At 66.2% G+C, this 19,741-nt stretch carries 18 protein-coding genes and 1 pseudogene; 1 reads left to right on the top strand and 18 read right to left on the bottom strand.

The window, feature by feature from the left end; all coding sequences use genetic code 11:
* From A9973_RS12725 to A9973_RS12640, 18 genes and pseudogenes are all read right to left on the bottom strand, one after another.
* A pseudogene (locus A9973_RS12725) lies at positions 1 to 883 on the bottom strand (hypothetical protein); the annotation flags it as partial.
* 11 nt (positions 884 to 894) lie between these two features.
* Complete coding sequence (locus A9973_RS12720) at positions 895 to 1,512, bottom strand: type 4 pilus major pilin (protein ID WP_183014129.1); 618 nt, start codon at positions 1,510 to 1,512, stop codon at positions 895 to 897.
* A 69-nt stretch (positions 1,513 to 1,581) separates the two neighbouring features.
* Positions 1,582 to 2,673, bottom strand: coding sequence for a general secretion pathway protein (locus A9973_RS12715; RefSeq protein WP_183014128.1), 1,092 nt, complete (start codon positions 2,671 to 2,673; stop codon positions 1,582 to 1,584).
* Entirely contained in the window at positions 2,670 to 4,406 is a 1,737-nt protein-coding gene (locus A9973_RS12710) for an ATPase, T2SS/T4P/T4SS family (RefSeq protein ID WP_183014127.1), read from the bottom strand. Before A9973_RS12710 ends, A9973_RS12715 begins: the two co-directional genes overlap by 4 nt.
* Positions 4,403 to 4,909, bottom strand: coding sequence for a hypothetical protein (locus A9973_RS12705; RefSeq protein ID WP_183014126.1), 507 nt, complete (start codon positions 4,907 to 4,909; stop codon positions 4,403 to 4,405). The genes A9973_RS12710 and A9973_RS12705 overlap by 4 nt, the downstream gene beginning before the upstream one ends.
* Positions 4,896 to 6,215: a type 4b pilus protein PilO2 gene (locus A9973_RS12700; RefSeq protein WP_183014125.1), complete on the bottom strand. Its 1,320-nt coding sequence runs from the start codon at positions 6,213 to 6,215 to the stop codon at positions 4,896 to 4,898. Before A9973_RS12700 ends, A9973_RS12705 begins: the two co-directional genes overlap by 14 nt.
* Before the next feature lie 9 nt (positions 6,216 to 6,224).
* Positions 6,225 to 7,814 carry a hypothetical protein gene (locus A9973_RS12695; RefSeq protein ID WP_183014124.1) on the bottom strand — a complete coding sequence of 530 codons (1,590 nt, stop codon included), beginning with the start codon at positions 7,812 to 7,814 and terminating at the stop codon, positions 6,225 to 6,227.
* Positions 7,811 to 8,650, bottom strand: coding sequence for a TcpQ domain-containing protein (locus A9973_RS12690; protein WP_183014123.1), 840 nt, complete (start codon positions 8,648 to 8,650; stop codon positions 7,811 to 7,813). Before A9973_RS12690 ends, A9973_RS12695 begins: the two co-directional genes overlap by 4 nt.
* 212 nt (positions 8,651 to 8,862) lie before the next feature.
* Positions 8,863 to 10,203, bottom strand: a complete 1,341-nt coding sequence (locus A9973_RS12685) for an extracellular solute-binding protein (protein WP_183014122.1) — start codon at positions 10,201 to 10,203, stop codon at positions 8,863 to 8,865.
* Positions 10,204 to 10,207: 4 nt separating this feature from the next.
* Positions 10,208 to 11,464 carry a D-amino acid dehydrogenase gene (locus tag A9973_RS12680; RefSeq protein ID WP_183014121.1) on the bottom strand — a complete coding sequence of 419 codons (1,257 nt, stop codon included), beginning with the start codon at positions 11,462 to 11,464 and terminating at the stop codon, positions 10,208 to 10,210.
* A gap of 511 nt (positions 11,465 to 11,975) precedes the next feature.
* Positions 11,976 to 13,022: a CDP-6-deoxy-delta-3,4-glucoseen reductase gene (locus tag A9973_RS12675; protein WP_183014120.1), complete on the bottom strand. Its 1,047-nt coding sequence runs from the start codon at positions 13,020 to 13,022 to the stop codon at positions 11,976 to 11,978.
* Between the two features lie 70 nt (positions 13,023 to 13,092).
* Positions 13,093 to 13,461, bottom strand: coding sequence for an aspartate 1-decarboxylase (panD, locus tag A9973_RS12670; protein WP_050446262.1), 369 nt, complete (start codon positions 13,459 to 13,461; stop codon positions 13,093 to 13,095).
* Positions 13,462 to 13,604: 143 nt separating this feature from the next.
* Positions 13,605 to 14,477 (bottom strand): MOSC domain-containing protein, encoded by an 873-nt coding sequence (locus A9973_RS12665; RefSeq protein ID WP_183014119.1) that lies wholly within the window; start codon positions 14,475 to 14,477, stop codon positions 13,605 to 13,607.
* A gap of 161 nt (positions 14,478 to 14,638) precedes the next feature.
* Entirely contained in the window at positions 14,639 to 15,565 is a 927-nt protein-coding gene (gene thpD, locus A9973_RS12660) for an ectoine hydroxylase (protein ID WP_183014118.1), read from the bottom strand.
* Positions 15,566 to 15,585: 20 nt separating this feature from the next.
* Positions 15,586 to 15,990 carry an ectoine synthase gene (locus A9973_RS12655; protein WP_183014117.1) on the bottom strand — a complete coding sequence of 135 codons (405 nt, stop codon included), beginning with the start codon at positions 15,988 to 15,990 and terminating at the stop codon, positions 15,586 to 15,588.
* Positions 15,987 to 17,294 (bottom strand): diaminobutyrate--2-oxoglutarate transaminase, encoded by a 1,308-nt coding sequence (gene ectB / locus A9973_RS12650; protein ID WP_183014116.1) that lies wholly within the window; start codon positions 17,292 to 17,294, stop codon positions 15,987 to 15,989. Before ectB ends, A9973_RS12655 begins: the two co-directional genes overlap by 4 nt.
* A gap of 125 nt (positions 17,295 to 17,419) precedes the next feature.
* Positions 17,420 to 17,980 carry a diaminobutyrate acetyltransferase gene (ectA, locus tag A9973_RS12645; RefSeq protein WP_183014115.1) on the bottom strand — a complete coding sequence of 187 codons (561 nt, stop codon included), beginning with the start codon at positions 17,978 to 17,980 and terminating at the stop codon, positions 17,420 to 17,422.
* The gene (locus tag A9973_RS12640; protein WP_183014114.1) at positions 17,977 to 18,528 is read right to left on the bottom strand and encodes a MarR family winged helix-turn-helix transcriptional regulator; all 552 of its coding nucleotides are present in this window, start codon (positions 18,526 to 18,528) and stop codon (positions 17,977 to 17,979) included. Before A9973_RS12640 ends, ectA begins: the two co-directional genes overlap by 4 nt.
* A gap of 255 nt (positions 18,529 to 18,783) precedes the next feature.
* Between A9973_RS12640 and A9973_RS12635 the strand changes: the two genes are divergently transcribed.
* Positions 18,784 to 19,716 carry a MurR/RpiR family transcriptional regulator gene (locus A9973_RS12635; protein ID WP_183014113.1) on the top strand — a complete coding sequence of 311 codons (933 nt, stop codon included), beginning with the start codon at positions 18,784 to 18,786 and terminating at the stop codon, positions 19,714 to 19,716.
* Positions 19,717 to 19,741: the final 25 nt, after the last annotated feature.

Raw genomic sequence — 19,741 nt, 5'->3', positions numbered from 1 at the left:
ATTCAAGGGAGTGGGGTGTCCGGGGGAACGTTGCAGGATCGACGCCCTGGTCTACAGCGCCACGCCGATGATGAAGCGGGGCACGCGGTCGCCTGACCTGATCGGCATCGCCTCCGTCATCGAGGCCGCAGGCGGCTTCGGCGGGGCCGTCTGGCCCGACGCGCCAGAACAGGTTCGGGGCGTCGCGTTCCGCTTCGCCAACCCGTTGGCACCGGACGCGCCCGCTTATGCACCTGGCACACTGGCGTTGTGGGCGGGCGCGGGGTCTGAACGCCAGTGTGCCAGGTGCATAAGCGGGCGCGTCCGGTGCCAACGGGTTGGCGAAGCGGAACGCGACGCCCCGAACCTGTTCTGGCGCGTCGGGCCAGACGGCCCCGCCGAAGCCGCCTGCGGCCTCGATGACGGAGGCGATGCCGATCAGGTCAGGCGACCGCGTGCCCCGCTTCATCATCGGCGTGGCGCTGTAGACCAGGGCGTCGATCCTGCAACGTTCCCCCGGACACCCCACTCCCTTGAATACCCGTACCTGCGCGCCGAATCCCAGCGCCGAGCGTTCGGGGAAATCGGTCGGCAGATGCGCCAAGGCGCGCAATTCCGTCACGGTGGGGGATTGCGGATCCGCGAACAGCGGTACGCCCGTCGCATCCTGGGGTGCCAGCCCCTTTCCCAGTGCGTCGAAATGCCGCGTCAGCATCCCCGCGACGGCCTGCCGGACCTGCGCCATCCACACCCCCGCCGAGCGCGCCGCCGCGTCCTCGATCCGATGAACGAGCTGGTTGGACGCCCAAATGGCCGTCAGAGAGGCCAGCGCCAATGCCAGCGCCAGGCCTGGCAGCGAGAGGCCGCCCTGGCGGTAGCGGCCGGCGGCCACGCTTCCGGGCAAGTACCGGCGCGTCATTTTGCGGTGAAGGTGAACGTGTTGACATCGCCCTGGCTGCATTGAGCCTGAGCCAAGGCCGCCCGGTACGGCACCGCAGGCGTCGCAAGCGCATCTTTCACGACTTTGACGCCTGAACTGCCACCGATGGAGATCGTTTCCGAGACCCGCTGCAGGACGGAAGCCAGTGCCGGGCAGGCGGCATGGCTGACGTTGGTGAGCGTGACCGTGAACGCCGAGCCCAACCCTGCGCCGCCCAGGGCCGCCGCCACCACCTCGACGATGCCGTTGCGGCCGGCCCCGCTGCCGCCCAATCCATGCACGATGCGCGCCGACGCCCCCCTGCCCTGGACGGCCAGCACGCTGGAATCGCGCATCGCGTTGGCCATCGCGCCGGTATCCAGTCCCGTATAGGGCGTGACGCCGCCGCCCTGGGCATTGATCTTCATGCTGGCGATGAAGCGCTGCAGCTCGCCGCCGACCTTGGGCACCTTGTTTTCGATGACGTACGCCCCGATCGCAGGAATGCCCACGATCGCGATCAACAAGACGATGGCAGTCACGATGGACACTTCCATCAAGGAAAATCCGCGCTGGCGCGCGGCGCCGGATTGACACGTCAAAACCTGTTGCATCACTACCTCCGTTAAGTGTGCTTGGGACACCCGTGCCGGGCTCCACCTGAGCGGGCAGAGTGCCCGGCGTCATTGGCTTGCATAGAAGTTGGTCAGGGCCCGGCGCAGTTCGTCGATGACGGCGTAGTGCCAGAGCGTGACGCTCAGCACCGTCGCCACCGACGCGATCAACAGGGTCCAGCGCAGCACGGCCGCTTGCCGCCGCACCCTTGCCAGCAACCGCGATTCGACGCGCTGGCGCACCCGCGCCAAGCCAGCCTCCAGCCCCAACGCATCGGTCATGTCGGCCATGTACCACCACGTTTCTTCATCCAGCAGCCCCGTGTTGAATATCTCGGCGCCGCTGGCGCCGCCGTCCAGACGCGCCGACATGGATTGAAGATGCGCATGCATCCACGGCCTCGCCTCCCGGGCCTGGACGGCCAGCGCGTGGCGCAAACGGGTATCGGCCGCACCGTGCTGGCGGACCAGCACCGACAGCAGGCAAAGGAAGCGGATCGCCTGGAAATCGCGGTACAGCCGCCACAGCAGCCAGCGGTCGAGTCCGGCCCGGAAGGCCCCCGCGACGTTCGGAAGCGACCAGATGCTTAACAGCGCCATACCCGCGCCAAGCACCAGACACAGCAACAGCCATTGCCGCAACGCCCGGGCCAGGGCAAACAGCCCGCGCGTCAGGCGCCCATAGTCTTCCATGGGCACCATCGCAAACACTTGCTGCAGGCGCGGCACGCTGAAGAACGGGATGGCGCACAACAACGCAAGGGCCACGACCGTTGCGGCTACGCCAGCCGCCGCCGCCGAGACCACGGCCAACCAGGCGTCGCCGCCCAACCGGACCGCCCGGGCCAGGTCGCGCAATGCCTCGGCAAGATCGCCGCCCTCTTCCTGGACGCAGCTCAGCAGCAGGCATTCTTCGGAAGGCAGTGTGCCGGCCCAGGCCGCGCCCAGGTCTCCACCCGCCTCCGGATAGGCGCCGGCCCAGTAATGCGACAGCCGCCCCCGCACGCTACGCAACCCGTAGCGACGCGCATCGTCATCGAAAATGTCCCGCAGACTTTTACGCCCCTGCGTCCCCTCGACCAGGTCCGCCAGATATTCGTAGTAGTCGGCACGTCCGGCTCGGAAGCGCAGCGCATCCAGGCGCGGCAAATAGGAGGTCATGCCCGCCCCCTCTGCCCGAGACTGGCGCTGGCAGGCTCCATGTGCCGCGACCGCGGCGACACTGCAAGGTCGAACCGGCGCAGCAACGCCCGGGGATCGACCTCCCCCCTATTCACTTTATGCAGCGCGCAGTCCAGCGCCCGCAAGCCATGGCCGACCGCTTCGCCCCGTGCGTCGTCGGCATGCGCCGCTTGCATCCACCGGTTCAGACCCAAGTTGTCTCGCCTGCGCACGCGTTCCAGGAACCCCTCCACGCGGGCGGGTTCGATCAATTCGGCCGCGACGCTGCGCCCGGCCGTGCCATTGAGCTCCGGCAATTGGGGACGGCGGCACGCGGCGCACCCCTTCGGGTTCCTGACCTTGACCGCCTCGGCGTCCAGTCGGTACGTCTGTTGCAGCCACCGGAACCAGGCCTGCCAGTCCGGCGCGGCATTCGGATGCTGCGGACGCCCTCGCCACAAGCTGTCCAGCGGCAGTGCGCAGGCGACGCATAGGCGAGGCAACAGCGTCTGATAGACCAGCAGTTTCAGGATGCCCGGCGTAGCGAGAAAATTGCGCGACACGCCGATGGCGTCCGAAGCAAGACGCTCAGGAATCAACGCAGCGGAACCCGCGTGCGTGGTGGCATACAGGCTGACGCCCGAGCCGGCAAGGTCCATGAAGGCGCGGCCGGTGTCGATATCCCGGATTTCGCCGATCAGCAGGTCATTCATGGCCGAACGCTTGATGGTCTTGAGCTTGGCGTCGAACGCCGGCCACGCCGATTCGGCCAACGCGCTGCCCAGCGTATTCTGCAAGGCATTGGCGATGGCGTATTCGACCGGGTCCTCAAGCGTGATGACCTTGCGGGTGGCGGCGATGCCGCGCATCAAGGCCGCGATGGTGGTGGATTTTCCGGACCCCACGACGCCCGCCAGCACGATGGCGCCCCCTTCGCGTTCGCGGGCGCCCAGCAGGGTCTCGACCTGGGCGGGCAGATACCCCAATGCATGCAGGTCACCATCGGCGGTGGCATCCAGGCGCAGGATTCGCAGGCACACCGACGGCCCCGCATCTGTCGCCAGCGATGCCCACCGGAGCACCAGCGGCGCGGCGTCCACCGTCAGCGCGATGCGCCCCTGCTGTTCCAGCGCCGGGTCGAAGACGGCGCCGTTGCCGCCGCGCACGTCCATCCACGCCACCGCCAGCACTTCCAGCAATGTCGTGTTGGACAGGCCGGCGAACCGCTCGGTGGCGACGTATTCGCCGTTGATGGTGTAGCGGATGTCGCAGGCCTCGCGACGCCGGTTCACGTTGATGTGCACGTCGCTTGCGCCTTGGGCCACGCCCCATCGCACGATATCCAGGAAGAGCGCCGCCAGGGCCGACGCACGCTCGGCTTGCCGGCTGGCGCCTCGCGGCCCGATGCCGGCCGCCGTCAATTGCCCACGCGAGACCATCAGCAGCAAAGGCGCCGGCAGCGCGTAACGCGACGGCTGCGCCAACCGGTATCCGCCAGCGCGCACCAGGCGCTCGACTTCATCGATGGGGTCGCCTTCGAGGTATTCCTTGACGGCGAAGATGGCGGCTTCGCCGCTATCCAGCAACACGGGGCACAACCGGCCGGCCAACGCGGCCAGGTCGAATTCCCGGCTTAACGCACGGGCCAAAGCGGGGGTCATGCGGGAAATGTCGTCGGCGGTACGCAGTTCAGTTGGCAGCGATGCCGGCGGCGGCGCCGGAAGACGGATCATGGCATTGCCTTTGCCGCGCTCAGGCAGGCGGTATGGTCGTTGGCGCCCCTGCGCAGACGCACGCAAGCGCCTTCGATGGCAAGCAATTGGTAGCCGGCTGCCGAGCCACCCGCCATGACAGGAGAGGCCCGGCCCGTCTGGTAGCGCAGCACCGCGCCATTGACGACCACGTCGGCGCTCAGATGCCGGGCAACACCGAATATCGCAGTCACTCGGATATCGTCCGGCAGCGCGATGATCGATTCCGCCGGGGCAGCTGGCGATGGACTGGGCGGGCAAATGCCTGGCATCCGGCAATCGGCCAGGGCTGCTGCGGCGTCGGCGCGCAGCAGCGTGCGCACCGTTTCCACCTCTGGCCACGCCTGCGCCTCGTGGGGCGGCGGCAACGCCAGCGCCGGCAGCGCAGATTCGGATGCGGATGCCGACGCGAGGCACGTGATCAGCAGCCAAGCAATGCCGGCGGCGCACACCGCGCGCCTCGATGCGGATCTATTCCTGCTCATACAGTTCTCCATGCAGTTCGGCGACCAGCGTGCTGGCGGCCAGGCTGGGCTGAAGTTGCGGCTGCACATGCAGCGCGAGGCGCGACCAGCGCACCGCGGGAAGCGGGCCGGGCAATAGCGCCAAGGATCGCAAGGGCCCGGACAAGCGCAACGCACGACGCCTCACGGGTGGCCGGGCGGGCGCAAGGGGCTCGGGCGGATCCGCCGCCTGCGACGAAAGCAGCGGCACAGCCACGGCAGCATCCAAAGCGACGGAAACAAAGGCCGGCTGCATCCGCTGCAACGCCGCAACCAACTCGGTATCCACCCGCAACGCAGTCGGCAGCGTCAACCGGGCCAGGGGCACGACGTCGGCCGCGACGCGCCAGGACAGCGTGGCCGCGTCCAGCGGTTTGAATGACACTTGCCATCCCGCAGGCAGCCGCGCATGCAGCAATTGATTGGTCGCCAGGGGATGCGCCCGCACATAGCGCGCCGAACAGCTCCAGGTCCGTGACCCGGCATCGCATTGCGCCTGACGCAATGCCCAACCCTGCACCTGTATAGGGAGCCTTCCCACCGCGGCCAGCAAACGGAAAAGAGCATCGGGCGCATGCGTGGGCGTCCCTTCCAGCATGGCCAGATAGGGATCCACCCGGCCTGCCGCTTCCGGGGCCAGCGACTCCGGTTCGCGCAGAAAGCGCTGTGCCGACAGGCCATGCCACAGCGGCGGCACGGCGGCGGACAGCCCCACGCATATCAGGAAGAAACGCAACGCAAACGGCATTGCCGCCCACCGGGAGGGCAGCACCGCCAGCCTTGCACCCGGCTCCACGGCGTGCGACAACGCCGCCCATACCGAATCGGCGTCGTGCTCGGGCAACGCAGGACGCTGCTCCCGCAAGCGCGCCCGCGCGTGCAGGGCTTCGCTGTGCGTCGCGAATACCTTGTCGGCCTGCGACAACACCGAACCGTCTTGAGCGGCGGCCAGCCAATAGCGCCCCTCTGGTAGCGGAATCAAGCACAGGCCGCCCTCGGGGTACAGCAACGCATAAAGTTGCGCGGCCGCCTGGACATGGGGCGCCCGCCGCCGGCGCGATGCCGTCGCGTGTGGACCGCGACGCCAGGCCGACCGCGCCCGGCCATAGCCCGCCACGGTGGCCGGCGACCCGCCGACGACAACATGGGTCGCCCGCAGGCGTCGCCCTCGGGCGCGGGCCAGTCCGGAGACGTCAGAGCCGATCAGCACCAGCCAGTGCAAACCGAACGCCAGCTTGCGTTCAGTGCCCGGGCAGTCGATCAGAAGGAAATACGGAGCTCGGTTCATGGCGCAGCCTCAGTACCCTTCTTCGACCTGCGCCGTCACCAGCACCAGCGTGGTCTCGCGTTCCTGGGCGGCGCTGTCCTGCCCGCCCGTGATCAACGGCAGACCCGGCGCAAGGCGCTGGCGGTCGTGCTGGTCCTGGCTGCGATCGAATCCGGACAGGATGACGGGCTGGCCTGGCCGCAACTCGATCTGCTGCACGGTGCCGTTGCCGTCGATCGTGATCTGCTGGACCTGCACCTGATTGCCGCGCTCGCCGAAGGTGATGGTTTTCAGCGGCTGCGCAACCGCGTTGTCGTAGGCGACGGACAAGAGAATCTGCCCATCTTCCTGGATGTCCGGCAACAGCGTCAGGAACGAGCCGACGGTTTCTTCCTTCTGGCTGATCGACACCGCAGGCAGCGAGCCATTGGCCCCACCCGCCGTCGTGCCCGGAACCGCCGTGCTTTGAACCCGGTCGATATACGAGAACGTGGTGCGGATCGCGTGGGTGACCGGCCGGCGGTTCAACGTCAGGACGGGGACCTTGCGGTGCCGTACGATCGCCCCCATCGTGCTTAGCGCCGAGACAATCGCGCGCGAGCCGTCGAACGGCCCCTGGTTCACGCCGGCTTCCAGCAGGCCGGCCTCCAGGGGCGCCGCCCCGGGCAGGGCGAGACGTGCCGACGCCCCTGCCGCCGCGTACAACGCGTTCCAGTCCATGCCGCCGGAGGCCGATTGCCTGACGATGACGGTGATTTCCTCAAAGACCAGCCGCACGCGCCGTGTCAACGCCTTGTTCTCGCGCTCGAGGTAGTGCGCCACGCGTTCCAGCGCCTCGGGCGTGTCCGTGACCACCAGCGACGAGGCGCCATCCACCGCGTCCGCGATCAGGCCTGAGCGCGTCAGGAACGGGACGATGCTGGCGCGCAACACCGCCAAAGCGTTGTGTTCTTTCGCCGACAAGGTGGTGTTGGACGTGCTTTCAAAGCCCTCGCCTTCCGCGCTGCCCGACCTGCCCAGGCGCACATCGACCGCGCTGGCCAGCGACAACGCCCGCACGTCGAACACCCGGGTTTCGGTGCGGTAGAACTCCAGCGCATCGCGCACATAGCGCCAATGCACGGAAAAGCGGGCGGCCAGCGCATCCAGCAGATCGGCGAGCGGCACAGGCCCCTCGCGGATTTCGAAACGGACCGGAGACGGCGCCGACAGCCCTGCATTCACGGCAAGGCGCGGCAGGAACTGCTCTAGCGCAAGCAAGGCGTCGGGCCGCACCCGGACCGGAATACCGGTGGCGGCACCCAAGCGCTGCGCCATCGCGGGAAGGTCCGCTTCGTCGGCCAGCATCAGCGTCGTCGGTACGTTCTCGCGCAGCGCGGGCGGCAGCGACACGGCGCGCGCCAGCGGCTGCGGCTTGCCGGCGATCCAGGGTGCGGCGACGTCCTGCGCGGCAATGCGCGCCTGGCGGTCCGACAAGCCATCGGCGAACGCCTGATGGCGATCCGTCAGCACCGCTTGCCGCTCGTTGGCCGCCCGGTTCAGGTGCGCCACCTGCTGGGACGCCGCGCAACCGCCCAGCACCCCGCACGCCATCAGGCACATCACGTGTTTGATCATCATGCCCCGCCTCCTTGCAGCGATGCCGCGCGCGAGCAGGACTGAGCAAGCGGCACGACGCGCAGCACCTGGTTGCCGTAGAAGCACGGCTGCAACGGTTTTTCGGCCAGTTCGGTTGCGCTTAGCAGGTCACGGACCGCGGACTTGAAGTCGCCCGGAAAATCCGCCGATGCGGACAACGGAATATCCACGTCAACCGCCCAATGCTGCGGTTGGAACGTCCAGCCCGAGCGGTCCGCCCAACGCGCCAGCACGGCGCGAAGCGTGGCGTCCGGCGGGGCGGCCCGGTACAGCGGAACCGGCGCGGCGGGCAGCAGGGAAACCGCCAGGCCAGGGGTCGCGGTGGGGGTCGCGGCAAGAAGGGGAGCAACGCCCGGAGCGTCGGCCGCCAACGGCCCATTCGACGCCAGCGCCCCGATACCGGGTATTGCCAGCGGCTCGGGTTGCACTGGCGCGGCCGCGATATGGGCCAAGTCGTCCGCGCGTTCCGCCCTGGCCTTCAGGCGGCCTCCACGGAAGCGCAGGACGCCCCACTCTCCCTTGACCACGACGTACGGATCGCGGCGGACATAGGGCAAGGCATGCTCGCCATCGCCACGCACGCCGAATACGGCGGGCAAAGCCTGCCCGGGCGCGAATTGCAGCCAGACTTCCCTGCCGTCGTCGAACACCTGCACAGGCGCGACGGCGGGGTCCCCCGACAAGCGCCAGTCAAATCGGAAGCCGCCCGTGGCGGGCTCGGCCGTCTGCCAGGAAGCGCCAGGGCCGCCATTGGCCGGCCAGGTTGCGCAAGCGCCCAGGCCGGACAAGCTTGCCACCAGGAAGAAGATTCGAACCATGCCTCACCGCAAGCAAAGGGCGCACCGGGAGCGGTACGCATGAACGGCATGGTGGACGACGGGTTGGCGCACCGCCAGACTGGCATGTACGCATGGATGCTTTGATCCGCCCCGCGTGGCGCGATCGGCGGACGAAAAAAGCCCGGTCCTGGGACCGGGCTTTTGCGGACGGAACCGGCAGGCGTCAGCGCTGCCGGCTCAAGCCGGGAAGGTCAACGTTGCGCGGCGATGCTGCGTGCCTGGGTAGCCGCGTTGTTCAAGGCCGATACAGGCGGCACCTTGCCGTCGAAGGCATCGTTCAGCTGCTGGTTCAGCACCGGCTCGATGCGGTTGTAGTTCGCCATGCGGAAGCCGCGGCTATTGCTGGCCGGACGCGTGCTCATCGAAGCGATCACGGCTTGCGCGCCCGGGATGCTCTTGTAGAACGACACATCGGACGCGCGGAACGCCGCTTCGGTCAGCGGCAGGAAGCCCGTGCGCTGATGCCATTCGGCGGCGACGACCGGCTTGGACAGCCAGGCCAGGAACTGCGCCGTGGCCTTCTCTTCGGCTTGCGGGCGGCCGTCAAGCGCCCACAGCGCGGAACCGCTGACGAACGGCTGGCCGGCGGTCTTGGTGGCTTGATCGTAGTAAGGCACCGGCGCCACGCCGAACGACAGCGACTTGGTGGTCACGAACGTGCCGAAGGCGCCGGAGTTGGCGGTCAGCACGGCGCACTCGCCCTTGGCGAAGAGCTTGTCGGCCGACGCGTCGCCCGTATGCGCCATGAACAGCAGCGAACGCTTCCAGCTGACCATCAGCGAGATGTGGCGCATGTAGAGCGTGTCGAACTGCATGGCAGGCGCCGCGCTCTTCTTGGTGACGGCATCCAGTCCATTGTTGTTGCTGGTGAATTGCTGGCCGTTGATCGGCGCCAGGTTCTCCAGGTGAACGGTGACCTGATCGCTGGAGGCGTAGGGGCAATCGATATCCGCCACATCGCGCAGCTTCAGCAGTTCGGCCTGCAGGCCGCTCCACGTGCGGGCCGGATTGTTGGGGTCGAGGCCCGCCTTCTTGTAGGCGGCGGTGTTGTAGAACATCACCGGCACTTCGGCCATCCAGGGGAAGGCCAGCAGGCGGCCCTTGCCATCGCGCGTGAAGCTGCTGGTAGCCGGCACGAACCAGTTCAGGTCCTTGATCGGGTACTTGGCCAGCAGTTCGTACATCGGCAGGATGGCCTTGTGCTGAGCCACGACTTCCGGCGAATGGTTGTCTGTCAACTGGACCAGATTGGGCGCCTTCTTGGCCTTGACCGCCGAGACGGCCTCTTGCTCAAGCGCGTCTTGCGAGGCGAATCCGCGAAGCTTGACGGCGACCTGGTCCTGCTCTTTGTTGTACTGCTTGGCCAGCTTTTCGAATTCGGCCTTGTTCGCGTCCGACAGCGTGTGCCAGACCTGGATTTCCACTGGAGCGGCATTCGCCACGCCCGCCATTGCCATGGCAGCGCCAAACACCCATGCGCGCCGGTTGGCGAACATCGCGCGGGCAACACCCGCCAATTGCAGATTCTTCATAGGTTCATAGACCAAGAAAAGGGAATTCCGGTTCTGGCCGCCGTCCGCTGAGCAGATCGGCCAGTGCCCGGCCCGAGCCAACACCCATCGTCCAGCCGAGCGTACCGTGTCCTGTATTGATATACAAATTGGGGATACGGCTACGGCCGATGATGGGCACATTCGAGGGAGTGGACGGGCGCAAGCCCGACCAATAGCTGACGCGCCCGAAATCGAGCGCGTCGGGAAAGAGTTCTTGCGCCAGGCGGGTCAAGGCCTCGCAACGGCTGGTGTTCAGGCCCCGGGAGTACCCCGAGAGCTCTGCCGTGCCCGCCATGCGCAGCCGGTCGCCCAGGCGCGAGAACACGATTTTGTGGCTGCTGTCCGTCAGGCTGACCGTGGGCGCGGCGCTGGGTTTCAGCACCGGAAACGTCGCGGAATAGCCCTTGGCCGGATAGACATTGCAGGGGATGCCCAGCGGACGCAGCATATTGGGGCTAAAGCTGCCCATGGCGACGACATAGGCGTCGGCCGAGACCGAGCCGTACTGGCCGTCGGGTTCAATGATCTCAACGCCCTGCACGGTGCCGCCCTGCGTCAGCAGGCGCGTGGCCCGCGTGCTGTAGCGGAATTCGACGCCGGCGCGGGCACAGCGCTCAGCCAGCGCGACCGTGAACAGGTGGACGTCGCCGCTTTCGTCTTCGGGGGTGTAGTCGCCACCGACGATCGTCTGCCGGTGCGGCGCCAGGGCCGGTTCGATGCCGATGACTTCGTCGGCCGTGACCACGCGGCGCTCGACGCCGAAATCGCGCATCAGCCCGGCGGCGCGCTGGGAATTCTCGAATTCGTGAGGATCGCGGTAGAAATTCAGGATGCCGCGTTCAAGGTGGTCGTATTCAATGCCCAGTTCGGCGCGCATGCCGCGCAGGGTGGCGCGGCTGTATTCGGCCATGCGGACCATGGCGCGGATGTTCGGCGCCAGGCGGCTGGGCAGGCATTCGCGCAGGAAGGACAAGCCCCACATCCATTGCCGCCAATCCAGTTGCGGGCGGAACAGCAGCGGCGCGTCGTCCTGGAACATCCATTTGAGCAGCTTGAACGGGGCCTGCGGATTGGCCCAGGGTTCGGCGTAGGAAACCGAAATCTGCGCGCCATTGGCCAGGCTGGTTTCCTGCGCGGGACCGGTGCAGCGATCAATGACCACGACGTCGTGGCCGGCCTGGCTTAGCCACCAGGCGCTGGAGATGCCGATAATGCCGCTACCCAATACCGCTACTTTCATGCCCGCATTGCTCCTTGCGTGCCAAATCGGTCCACGGACCCGATGTCCGCCCCCTTGGCAAGCCGCTGCCAAGGCAGTTTACCCCGCCGATTTGGCTTCGCCTACGTCTAAAAAGGCGCCCCACGCCGCGCACGCTCGGCGTGCTTGCGGCCCCCCCAGGGGGGCATTTTTACCTTGAGGCGGCCCTGCTGTAAAAGAAGGCCCCCACGCCGCGCACGCTCTGCGTGCTTGCTGCCCCCCGAGGGGGCATTTTTACCTTGGGGCGGCCCTGCTGTAAAAGAAGGCCCCCACGCCGCGCACGCTCTGCGTGCTTGCTGCCCCCCGAGGGGGCATTTTTACCTTGGGGCGGCCCTGCTGTAAAAGAAGGCCCCCACGCCGCGCACGCTCTGCGTGCTTGCTGCCCCCCGAGGGGGCATTTTTACCTTGGGGCGGCCCTGCTGTAAAAAGGGGCGGAAGTGACCAAGCTTTTCCGCTTGTGAATTCCGCCCCTTTTCTCATATGCCGGTCCCGGTTACGACGCGGCTTTCGCCAGGTCGGCTTCGGACGTGAACGCGTCCGCGTAGAACTCTTCAGACGGCAGGCCGTTCTGCGTGCTGAATTCGCGCCGGGCGGCATCCACCATCAGCGGCGTGCCGCAGGCGTAGACCTGATGGCCGGACAGGTCGGCGATGTCCTGCATGACGGCCTCGTGCACGAAGCCGGTACGGCCCGTCCAACCGTCTTCCTGCAGCGCGTTGGACACGACCGGGACATAGGTGAACCCCGGCAACTGGCCCGACCAGGACTGCGCCAGCGCGTCCATGTACAGGTCGCGCGGACGGCGGCCGCCCCAGTACAGGGTGACGGGGCGGTTGATGTTCTTATGGATCATGTGCTCGACGATGGCCTTCACCGGCGCGAAACCCGTGCCGCTGGCCAGCAGCACGATCGGCTTGTCGCTGTCTTCACGCAGGAAAAACGAGCCGAACGGCCCTTCCAGGCGCAGGATCTCGCGCTCTTTCATCTGCGTATCGCCCGCGCCGAAGACGTGGTCGGTGAACAACCCGCCCGGCATATGGCGGATGTGCAGTTCCAGCGGACTGCCGGTATGCGGCGCGCCGGCCATCGAATAGCTGCGGCGGCGGCCGTCCTTCAGGATGACTTCGATGTACTGCCCCGCGTAGTAGCGGAACTGTTCCGACGCCGGCAACTGAAGTTTGATGACGGTGACGTCGGGCGCCACGCGCTCAAGCGTCTGCACGCGCGAAGGCAGCTTGCGGATCTGGATGTCGCTGGCCAGGCGGACCTCGGTGGACTCGACCACCATGTCCGACCCGGGGCGGGCCTGGCAGAACAGCGTGTAGCCGTCAGCCAGTTCCTCGGGCGACAGGATCTGAGCGGGGTATTGGCCGGCGTCGAACTCCCCGGACACCACTTTGCCCTTGCAGGTGGAGCACGCGCCGTTGCGGCAGCTATAGGGCAGCACGATGCCGGCCGCCAGGGCGCCGTCGAGCACGGTCTGGCCGGGCTCGACAGGGAATTGATGCTTGCTGGGTTGGATGGTGACCTGGAAGCTCATGATGAAACGGTTCTGAGTCGACGCAGCGTCGTCCGGCCTGACCGGAAGCGGCGCTGCGCCCGGCCCGGCGTCAGGCCGGGAACTTTCGGATTTCCTTGACGCGGTTCGCGTCGTCCACCAGCACCACTTGCGGCTTGTGGGTGGCGGAATCTTCTTCGGACATCGGGCCGTAGGTGCAGATGATCAGCAGATCGCCGACCTGGGCCCGGCGCGCCGCGGCGCCGTTCAACGAAATGGCGCCGCTGCCGCGCGCCGCCTTGATGATGTATGTGTCGAAGCGTTCGCCGTTGGTGACGTTGTAGAGTTCGATGCGTTCGAACTCGCGCATGCCGGCAGCGTCCAGCAGGTCTTCGTCGATGCCACAAGACCCTTCGTAGTGAAGGTCGGCTTCGGTGACCGTGACGCGGTGCAGCTTTGCCCGCAGCATGATGCGTTGCATGATAGAAATATCCTGGTTCGCGGTCCGGTCCGCGAAGCGTTGCTTAAGTGATGCCCGGCATCCGGTATTGCCGTTGGAACCCGGTATTCTATATTTTTTGCCGCCCCGGGACGGCCTGCGGGCGGGCCGGGCCACCCTGCGGCTTAGAAATCCAGTTCGATCTCTACCGCGTCGCCCACCTTCAGGCGGGCGCCGGCGGGCGCGTCCAGAATGGCGTTCTGGCCGAATACCACCCCGATCTCCAGGTTCCGGTAACCCGCCAGCGTGCGGCCGGGTTCGTCATGCTGCCGGGCGGTGCGCTGATCGATATCGGGGATCGAACACCGGGTGCAGGGCTTGACGAAGGCCATCCGGACGCCGGCGGCCGTGATCATGGCCGTATGGTCTTCCTCGAACGGTTCCCATTCGCCATCGATCACGATATTGGGCCGGAAACGGTCCATCGGCACGGGCGCCACGCCCTTGGCCTGCAGCCGGGCGTTCAGGTCGTCAAGCGACGACTGGTTGGCGATCAGCAGCGGGAAACCGTCGGCGAAACCGAAGTGGTGCTCGCCCACGAACGTCTCCGCCAGATCGGGATGCCCGTCGGCCCAGCGAGAGACCCAGTCCGGCTTGGCGTTGCGTCGCGCGGCCGTGTCCGCCTTGAGCAAGCGGCACGGCGTCTTGAGGAAATCCGACAACCATTGCCCGGCGGCGGCGCTTTCCCGCTGGGCGGAAATGGTGTCGCTCCAGACCGCCACGGTTTCCGCCCCCGGCTCCAGGCCTGACCCGTCAAGCGGCACGTCCAGGTCCGCCATGCCCGGCGCGGACAGGCGCAGCGCCTGCGCCGTGATCGCCGTACGAATCAGCGCCATCGCGGGCCATTGCCGCTGGGTCATGAACTGGCCGTCGCCGCCGATCAGCATCCAGCGGCGGTCCTGGGCCAGGCCGGCCCGGTCGATGGGGGATTCCGTCAGGTCGATGCCTGCGCAGGATTTGATGGGGTAGATATGCAAGCTGAGGATACGGGCGGACATGGCGGCAAAAGGTCGGCGTAAGAGTCCGCGAAAGGATAGCAGAGAGCGCCCCGCCCTCGCCCCTGGGAAATGCACAGGAAACGCCCAGGAAACACTCCCGGGCGCCGGCATGAAAAAACCCGGGCCAGGCCCGGGTTTTGATGACACGTCCAAGCGGTCGGCTAACCGCCCACCAGCTTCAGGGTGTCCAGCGGCGTCACCGCCTTGAACCCCTTGCGCGTCGCGATATGCTCAGGACGCGGCGTCAGCCCATACTTGGGCGGATTCAAGGTGTTTTCCATGCTGTTGTAGACCATGAACACGTTGGCGCGCGGCCACGGCGAGATGTTGCTGTTCGAGCCGTGCATCGTGTTGCAGTCGAAGAACACCACCGAACCGGCCTTGGCCGTCATCGAGCGGATGCCGCCCTGCTCGACCAGCAGTTGCAGGCTGACCGGATCCGGCACGCCGTACTCCTGCTTTTTCAGCGATTGCTTGTAGTGGTCGTTCGGGGTCTCGCCGACGCACGAGATGAACTGCCGGTGCGAACCCGGCACCAGCATCAGGGGGCCGTTGCATTCATTGTTGTCGGTCAAGAGCACCGAGCAGCTGAGCGCGCGCATCGAGGGCATGCCGTCTTCCACATGCCAGGTCTCGAAATCGGAGTGCCAGTAGAACTCCTTGCCCTTGAAGCCCGGCTTCATGTTGGCGCGCGACTGGTGGATGTAGACCTCGGACCCGAGGATCTGGCGCGCCACGTTGACCAGCCGCGGGTCGCGCACCAGGCGCGACAGCACGGGGTTCAGCACGTGCACCATGAAGATGGACCGCACGGCGTTGCTGCCGGGCTCGGTGATGGATTCTTCGCGCCGGACGATCGACGGATCGCGCGTCATGCGCTCGACCTCGGTCGACAAGGCGCGGATCTCGGCTTCCGAGAACAGGTTTTCCAGCAAGAGGAAACCGTCGCGCTCGTACTGGCCGACTTGCTCGCCGGACAGGGCGCTGGCGTATTGGCCGTCGTCATAGACCACCGGGTCCTGACGGGCGATGATGGCGGAACTTCGATCCGTACGTGAGGCGTACGGATCCTGCGCAGGTGAGATCATGCGAACCTCCTTGTCTGGTTTCAGGCCGCTTTGGCGTGGGCTTCAGGCAGCGCGTAAACGCCCTCTTTGTCGTGCACTTCCTGGCCGGTCAGCGGCGGATTGAAGACGCAGATGACGCGCAGCGGCTCCTTGCCGCCGCACAGCCAGTGCTCGTCGTTGTCGTTCAGGGCGTAGACCACGCCGGGGCCCAGGTCGTACTTCTTGCCGTCGGCGATGGTCTCGATGGAACCGTCGCCTTCAATGCACCACACCGCTTCAAGATGGTTCTTGTAGTGGATGTGGGTGCGGCCGCCCGGAAAAATGGTGGTCTCGTGGAAGGAAAAGCCCATTCCGTCCTTCTTCAGCAGCACGCGGCGGCTGACCCAGGTGTCGGTGCGGACTTCATCGGCAGTGCCGATCACATCTTTGACGTTGCGTACGATCATTGGCGTTTTCCTCCAAATTTCAGAATGCGGGCAGACTGCCCCTCTTCGGCCAGCGCTTCGGCCACGCTCGCCTCGATCAGGTCCAGGCCCTTGCCGAGCAGCTCTTCCTCGATCGTCAGCGCGGGCAGCAGCTTCAGCACTTCGTCATGCGCGCCCGACGTTTCGATGACGACACCCTTCTTGAAGGCGTTCTGCGAGATGCGGTTGGCCAGGGCGGGCGTCGTGTTGCACACCAGGCCCTGGATCAGGCCGCGGCCGCGCACCGACAGGCCGGCGTTGGGATAGCTGTGGACCAGGTTCTCCAGCCAATCGCGGACCTGGCGCTCTTTGCGCTGGATCTCGGTGGTGAACGCGGTGTTGGCCCAATAGGTTTCCAGCGCCTGCGTCGCCGTGACGAACGCCAGGTTGTTGCCGCGGAACGTGCCGCTGTGCGCGCCCGGCTTCCAGATGTCCAGCTCGGGCTTCATCAGCACCAGCGACATGGGCAGCCCGAAGCCGGACAGCGACTTCGACAGCGTGATGATGTCCGGGCGGATGCCGGCGGCCTCGAAGCTGAAGAACGTGCCGGTACGGCCGCAGCCGACCTGGATGTCGTCCACGATCAGCAGCATGTCGTGGCGCTTGCACAGCTTGTCCAGCTCTTTCAGCCAGCGCAGCGTGGCCACGTTGACGCCGCCCTCGCCCTGCACCGTTTCCACGATGACGGCGGCCGGCTTGTCCATGCCGCTGCTGGGATCTTCCAGCATGCGCTCCAGATACGCCATGGTGTCCACGTCGGGACCGAAGTAGCCGTCATAGGGCATGAACGTCGTATTGCCCAGCGCGTAGCCCGAGGCCTCGCGGAACTTCATGTTGGCCGTCACCGCCAGCGAACCGCCGCTGACGCCATGGAAACCATGGGTGAACGAAATCACATTGGGGCGGCCCTTGACCTGACGCGCGATCTTCAGCGCGGCTTCCACGGCGTTGGTACCGGTGGGGCCGGTGAACTGCAGCGTGTATTGCCAGTTGCGCGGCTTGAGCAGCACGCGATCCACCGTCTCCAGGAAACGCTTCTTCGCGCTGGTGGCCATGTCCAGGCCATGGACGACGCCGTCCGACTGGACATACTCCAGCAGCTTTTCCTTGAGAACAGGATTGTTGTGGCCATAGTTCAGCGTGCCTGCGCCGCTGAAGAAATCGATGTACTCGGTGCCGTCCTCGTCAATCAGCGTCGAGCCTCGGGCCTGGCTGAATATCACGGGAAACGACCGAATGTAGCCCCGCACTTCCGACTCCATCCGGTCAAAGATTTTCAAGTCCATATGATTAATCCTCCCTTTTCATCTCATAAGTCGATAGACGGCCAGCGTCCCTCCGGATGCGCACAGGCATTCGGATCGGCAAAGCCATCCCGGTATTTCGATAAGTCCGCTGGGGTTGCGCCGCCCTACGGGGCGGGCAATGCGAACGGGCCTATCCTCAACAGCATCTCGTCGTCATGGTCCGCGCCCCCGAACAATTGCCGGTCGAAGAACGGCTGCTCGGAAACGTGGGCGCCCAGCTCGCCGGCCAGACCGGTGAAGCTGCGGCGCGATGCCTGGTTGTCAGGCCCCACCGTGGTTTCAAGATGACGTACATGCGCGAGCTCTTTGCGTTGCAAGAGTTCGCGAAGCATGGCGCGGCCCAATCGGTGGCCGCGTGCGCGAGCGTGCACCGCGACCTGCCAGACGAACAGCACGTCGGGCCGGGCCGGGATCACATAAGCGGAGATAAAACCGTCGATACGTCCGCCGGCACTTTCGGCGATGACGCAGGTGTCGCTGAATTGCTCGCACAGGAGCAAATACGCATAGAGGGAATTCAGGTCGAGTGGCGGGCACTCGGAAATGAGGCGGTGAATGGCGGCGCCGTCTTTGCGGTTGGGCAGACGCATCGTATGGGTCTGCGCGCGAACCGCCGGCGCCACGGCACTTGAGAGGGTAGGTGTGTCCAGTTCGATTTTCTTCATGCAACGATTCCCGATTCTGGTGGTGCCCCGCCCGTGGGCACTTCAAGGATGGGCGACGACACGTCGCCGTGTGCTTCCGCGGCGACTGCCTGGCCTTCTTGCTCCATCAGCGCCACGATGCGTTCCAACGACAGCGTGATCGTGGCTTGCTCGAGTTCAGGCAAGGCGTTCAGCGCGTCAGCCAGGTGCTTCTGCAACGGCGACGGCGCGCCCTGCGCCAATTCCCGGCCGGCGTCGGTGGCCGTGACGAACACGATGCGGCGGTCTTCACGGCCGCGTTCGCGGCGGATGAACCCTTTATCTTCCAGGCGGTCCAGGATGCCGACCACCGTGCTGGGGCTGACGTGCATCTCGCGGCTGATGGCGGTGGCCGTCATCGGGCCGTTGGCCATCACCGTGCGCAAGCACATCAACTGGGGCGCGGTGATGTGGCTGACCGCGGACAACTGGCGCGAATGCAATGCGATCGAGCGCGTGATGCGGCGCAGGGCCCGCAAGATGCGCAGGTCGTACTGCTGTGTCGGATCGGATTGCGCGGCGTTGTTCATGGAAATAAAGCTTCGGTCAAATTGATTTCTACACAAATGATATGCGCCCGATTTATTTGAGTCAAACAAAAACCCCCGGCATGATGTAAATAAATGAACACGGAATTGCAGGAGATGACAGCAGGATTACCGGACTTGACGATGCTTCCCGGGGACAGCACCCGGCATGCCTGACCTAGTGAAAATCCCGATATAAAACATATGTTTTTTTAAAAGAACAAGATTTATCATTTGTTTTTTTAAGCGGCGCAAGCCATGCCTCTGCCTACCGACGTCGCCCTGACCCTGCAGGAAAAACTGGAGTCCCTGCCGCCCGAGCTGCAACGCGCGGCGCACTGGGTCGTGGCGCATCCGGCCGAAGTCGGGTTGTGGTCCATGCGCCGCCAGGCGCAGGCGCTGGGTGTGGCGCCGGCCACCATGCTGCGGCTGGCGCGGGCGATCGGCTACGCCAGCTACGAAGATTTCCGGCAGCCGTTCCAACAGGCGCTTGCGGGCGCGGGCAGCACCGGCCTGCGTGATCGCGCGGCCGCCTTGCAGGCCGCCGCCGGCGCCCCCGACGCCCCTGGTCACGATGTGTTGACCGACTACCAGATCCAGGCCATGAGCTCGGTTTGCACGCTCAACCCGCCGGACGCGTTCGACGCCGCGGTGCAGACCTTGCTGAACGCCCGCCAGGTCGGCTTCCTGGGCACGCGATCGGCGTTCGGCATCGCCTTCCAGATGCGCTACGCGTATCAGCTCGTACGCCGCAACAGCGTGCTCATCGACGGATTGGGCGGCGCACCCGCCGAGCAGGCCGACAACCTGGATGCCGGCGATGCGCTGATCGTCATCTCGCAGGCTCCCTACCCCACGGCCACGGTGCAACTGGCGCGCCAGGCGGGCCAGCGCGGGGTCGCGCTGATCGCGCTGACCGATGACCCCCTGTCTCCGCTGGCCGTCGAGGCCCGCCATACGCTGCGATTCGCGCCGCCCGACCGCGACGGCGTCCAGGCGCGGCCTGCGCGGCAAGGGCCCGGCTCGTTCTTCCACACGACCGCGGGCCTGCTGGGCCTGGCCGAACACTTGATCGCCCGCCTGACCGCCCGCGGCGGCACCGACGTGCTGAACCGCCTGACAGAAGTCGAAGCACGGCTACGTACCGATAACGTCTACTGGACCGCCCCCGCCTCGCGGCGGCCGGGCTGACCGCGCCCCATCCAACGATCCCCCA

This window comes from Achromobacter sp. UMC46 (genome assembly GCF_014170335.1).
In the GTDB taxonomy this organism is placed as follows: Bacteria; Pseudomonadota; Gammaproteobacteria; order Burkholderiales; family Burkholderiaceae_B; genus Achromobacter.
Note: the sequence above shows the minus strand (reverse complement) of the source record. Positions and strands in the feature narration are given on the sequence as shown.

What these genes read in the sequence shown, in the direction of transcription:
- thpD (WP_183014118.1), bottom strand. Translation starts at nt 15,565, where the DNA reads ATGATCTCACCTGCGCAGGATCCGTACGCCTCACGTACGGATCGAAGT.
- A9973_RS12685 (WP_183014122.1), bottom strand. Translation starts at nt 10,203, where the DNA reads ATGAAGAATCTGCAATTGGCGGGTGTTGCCCGCGCGATGTTCGCCAAC.
- A9973_RS12655 (WP_183014117.1), bottom strand. Translation starts at nt 15,990, where the DNA reads ATGATCGTACGCAACGTCAAAGATGTGATCGGCACTGCCGATGAAGTC.
- A9973_RS12680 (WP_183014121.1), bottom strand. Translation starts at nt 11,464, where the DNA reads ATGAAAGTAGCGGTATTGGGTAGCGGCATTATCGGCATCTCCAGCGCC.
- ectA (WP_183014115.1), bottom strand. Translation starts at nt 17,980, where the DNA reads ATGAAGAAAATCGAACTGGACACACCTACCCTCTCAAGTGCCGTGGCG.
- A9973_RS12700 (WP_183014125.1), bottom strand. Translation starts at nt 6,215, where the DNA reads ATGAACCGAGCTCCGTATTTCCTTCTGATCGACTGCCCGGGCACTGAA.
- A9973_RS12635 (WP_183014113.1), top strand. Translation starts at nt 18,784, where the DNA reads ATGCCTCTGCCTACCGACGTCGCCCTGACCCTGCAGGAAAAACTGGAG.
- A9973_RS12690 (WP_183014123.1), bottom strand. Translation starts at nt 8,650, where the DNA reads ATGGTTCGAATCTTCTTCCTGGTGGCAAGCTTGTCCGGCCTGGGCGCT.
- A9973_RS12675 (WP_183014120.1), bottom strand. Translation starts at nt 13,022, where the DNA reads ATGAGCTTCCAGGTCACCATCCAACCCAGCAAGCATCAATTCCCTGTC.
- A9973_RS12715 (WP_183014128.1), bottom strand. Translation starts at nt 2,673, where the DNA reads ATGACCTCCTATTTGCCGCGCCTGGATGCGCTGCGCTTCCGAGCCGGA.
- panD (WP_050446262.1), bottom strand. Translation starts at nt 13,461, where the DNA reads ATGCAACGCATCATGCTGCGGGCAAAGCTGCACCGCGTCACGGTCACC.
- A9973_RS12665 (WP_183014119.1), bottom strand. Translation starts at nt 14,477, where the DNA reads ATGTCCGCCCGTATCCTCAGCTTGCATATCTACCCCATCAAATCCTGC.
- A9973_RS12705 (WP_183014126.1), bottom strand. Translation starts at nt 4,909, where the DNA reads ATGAGCAGGAATAGATCCGCATCGAGGCGCGCGGTGTGCGCCGCCGGC.
- ectB (WP_183014116.1), bottom strand. Translation starts at nt 17,294, where the DNA reads ATGGACTTGAAAATCTTTGACCGGATGGAGTCGGAAGTGCGGGGCTAC.
- A9973_RS12640 (WP_183014114.1), bottom strand. Translation starts at nt 18,528, where the DNA reads ATGAACAACGCCGCGCAATCCGATCCGACACAGCAGTACGACCTGCGC.
- A9973_RS12720 (WP_183014129.1), bottom strand. Translation starts at nt 1,512, where the DNA reads ATGCAACAGGTTTTGACGTGTCAATCCGGCGCCGCGCGCCAGCGCGGA.
- A9973_RS12695 (WP_183014124.1), bottom strand. Translation starts at nt 7,814, where the DNA reads ATGATGATCAAACACGTGATGTGCCTGATGGCGTGCGGGGTGCTGGGC.
- A9973_RS12710 (WP_183014127.1), bottom strand. Translation starts at nt 4,406, where the DNA reads ATGATCCGTCTTCCGGCGCCGCCGCCGGCATCGCTGCCAACTGAACTG.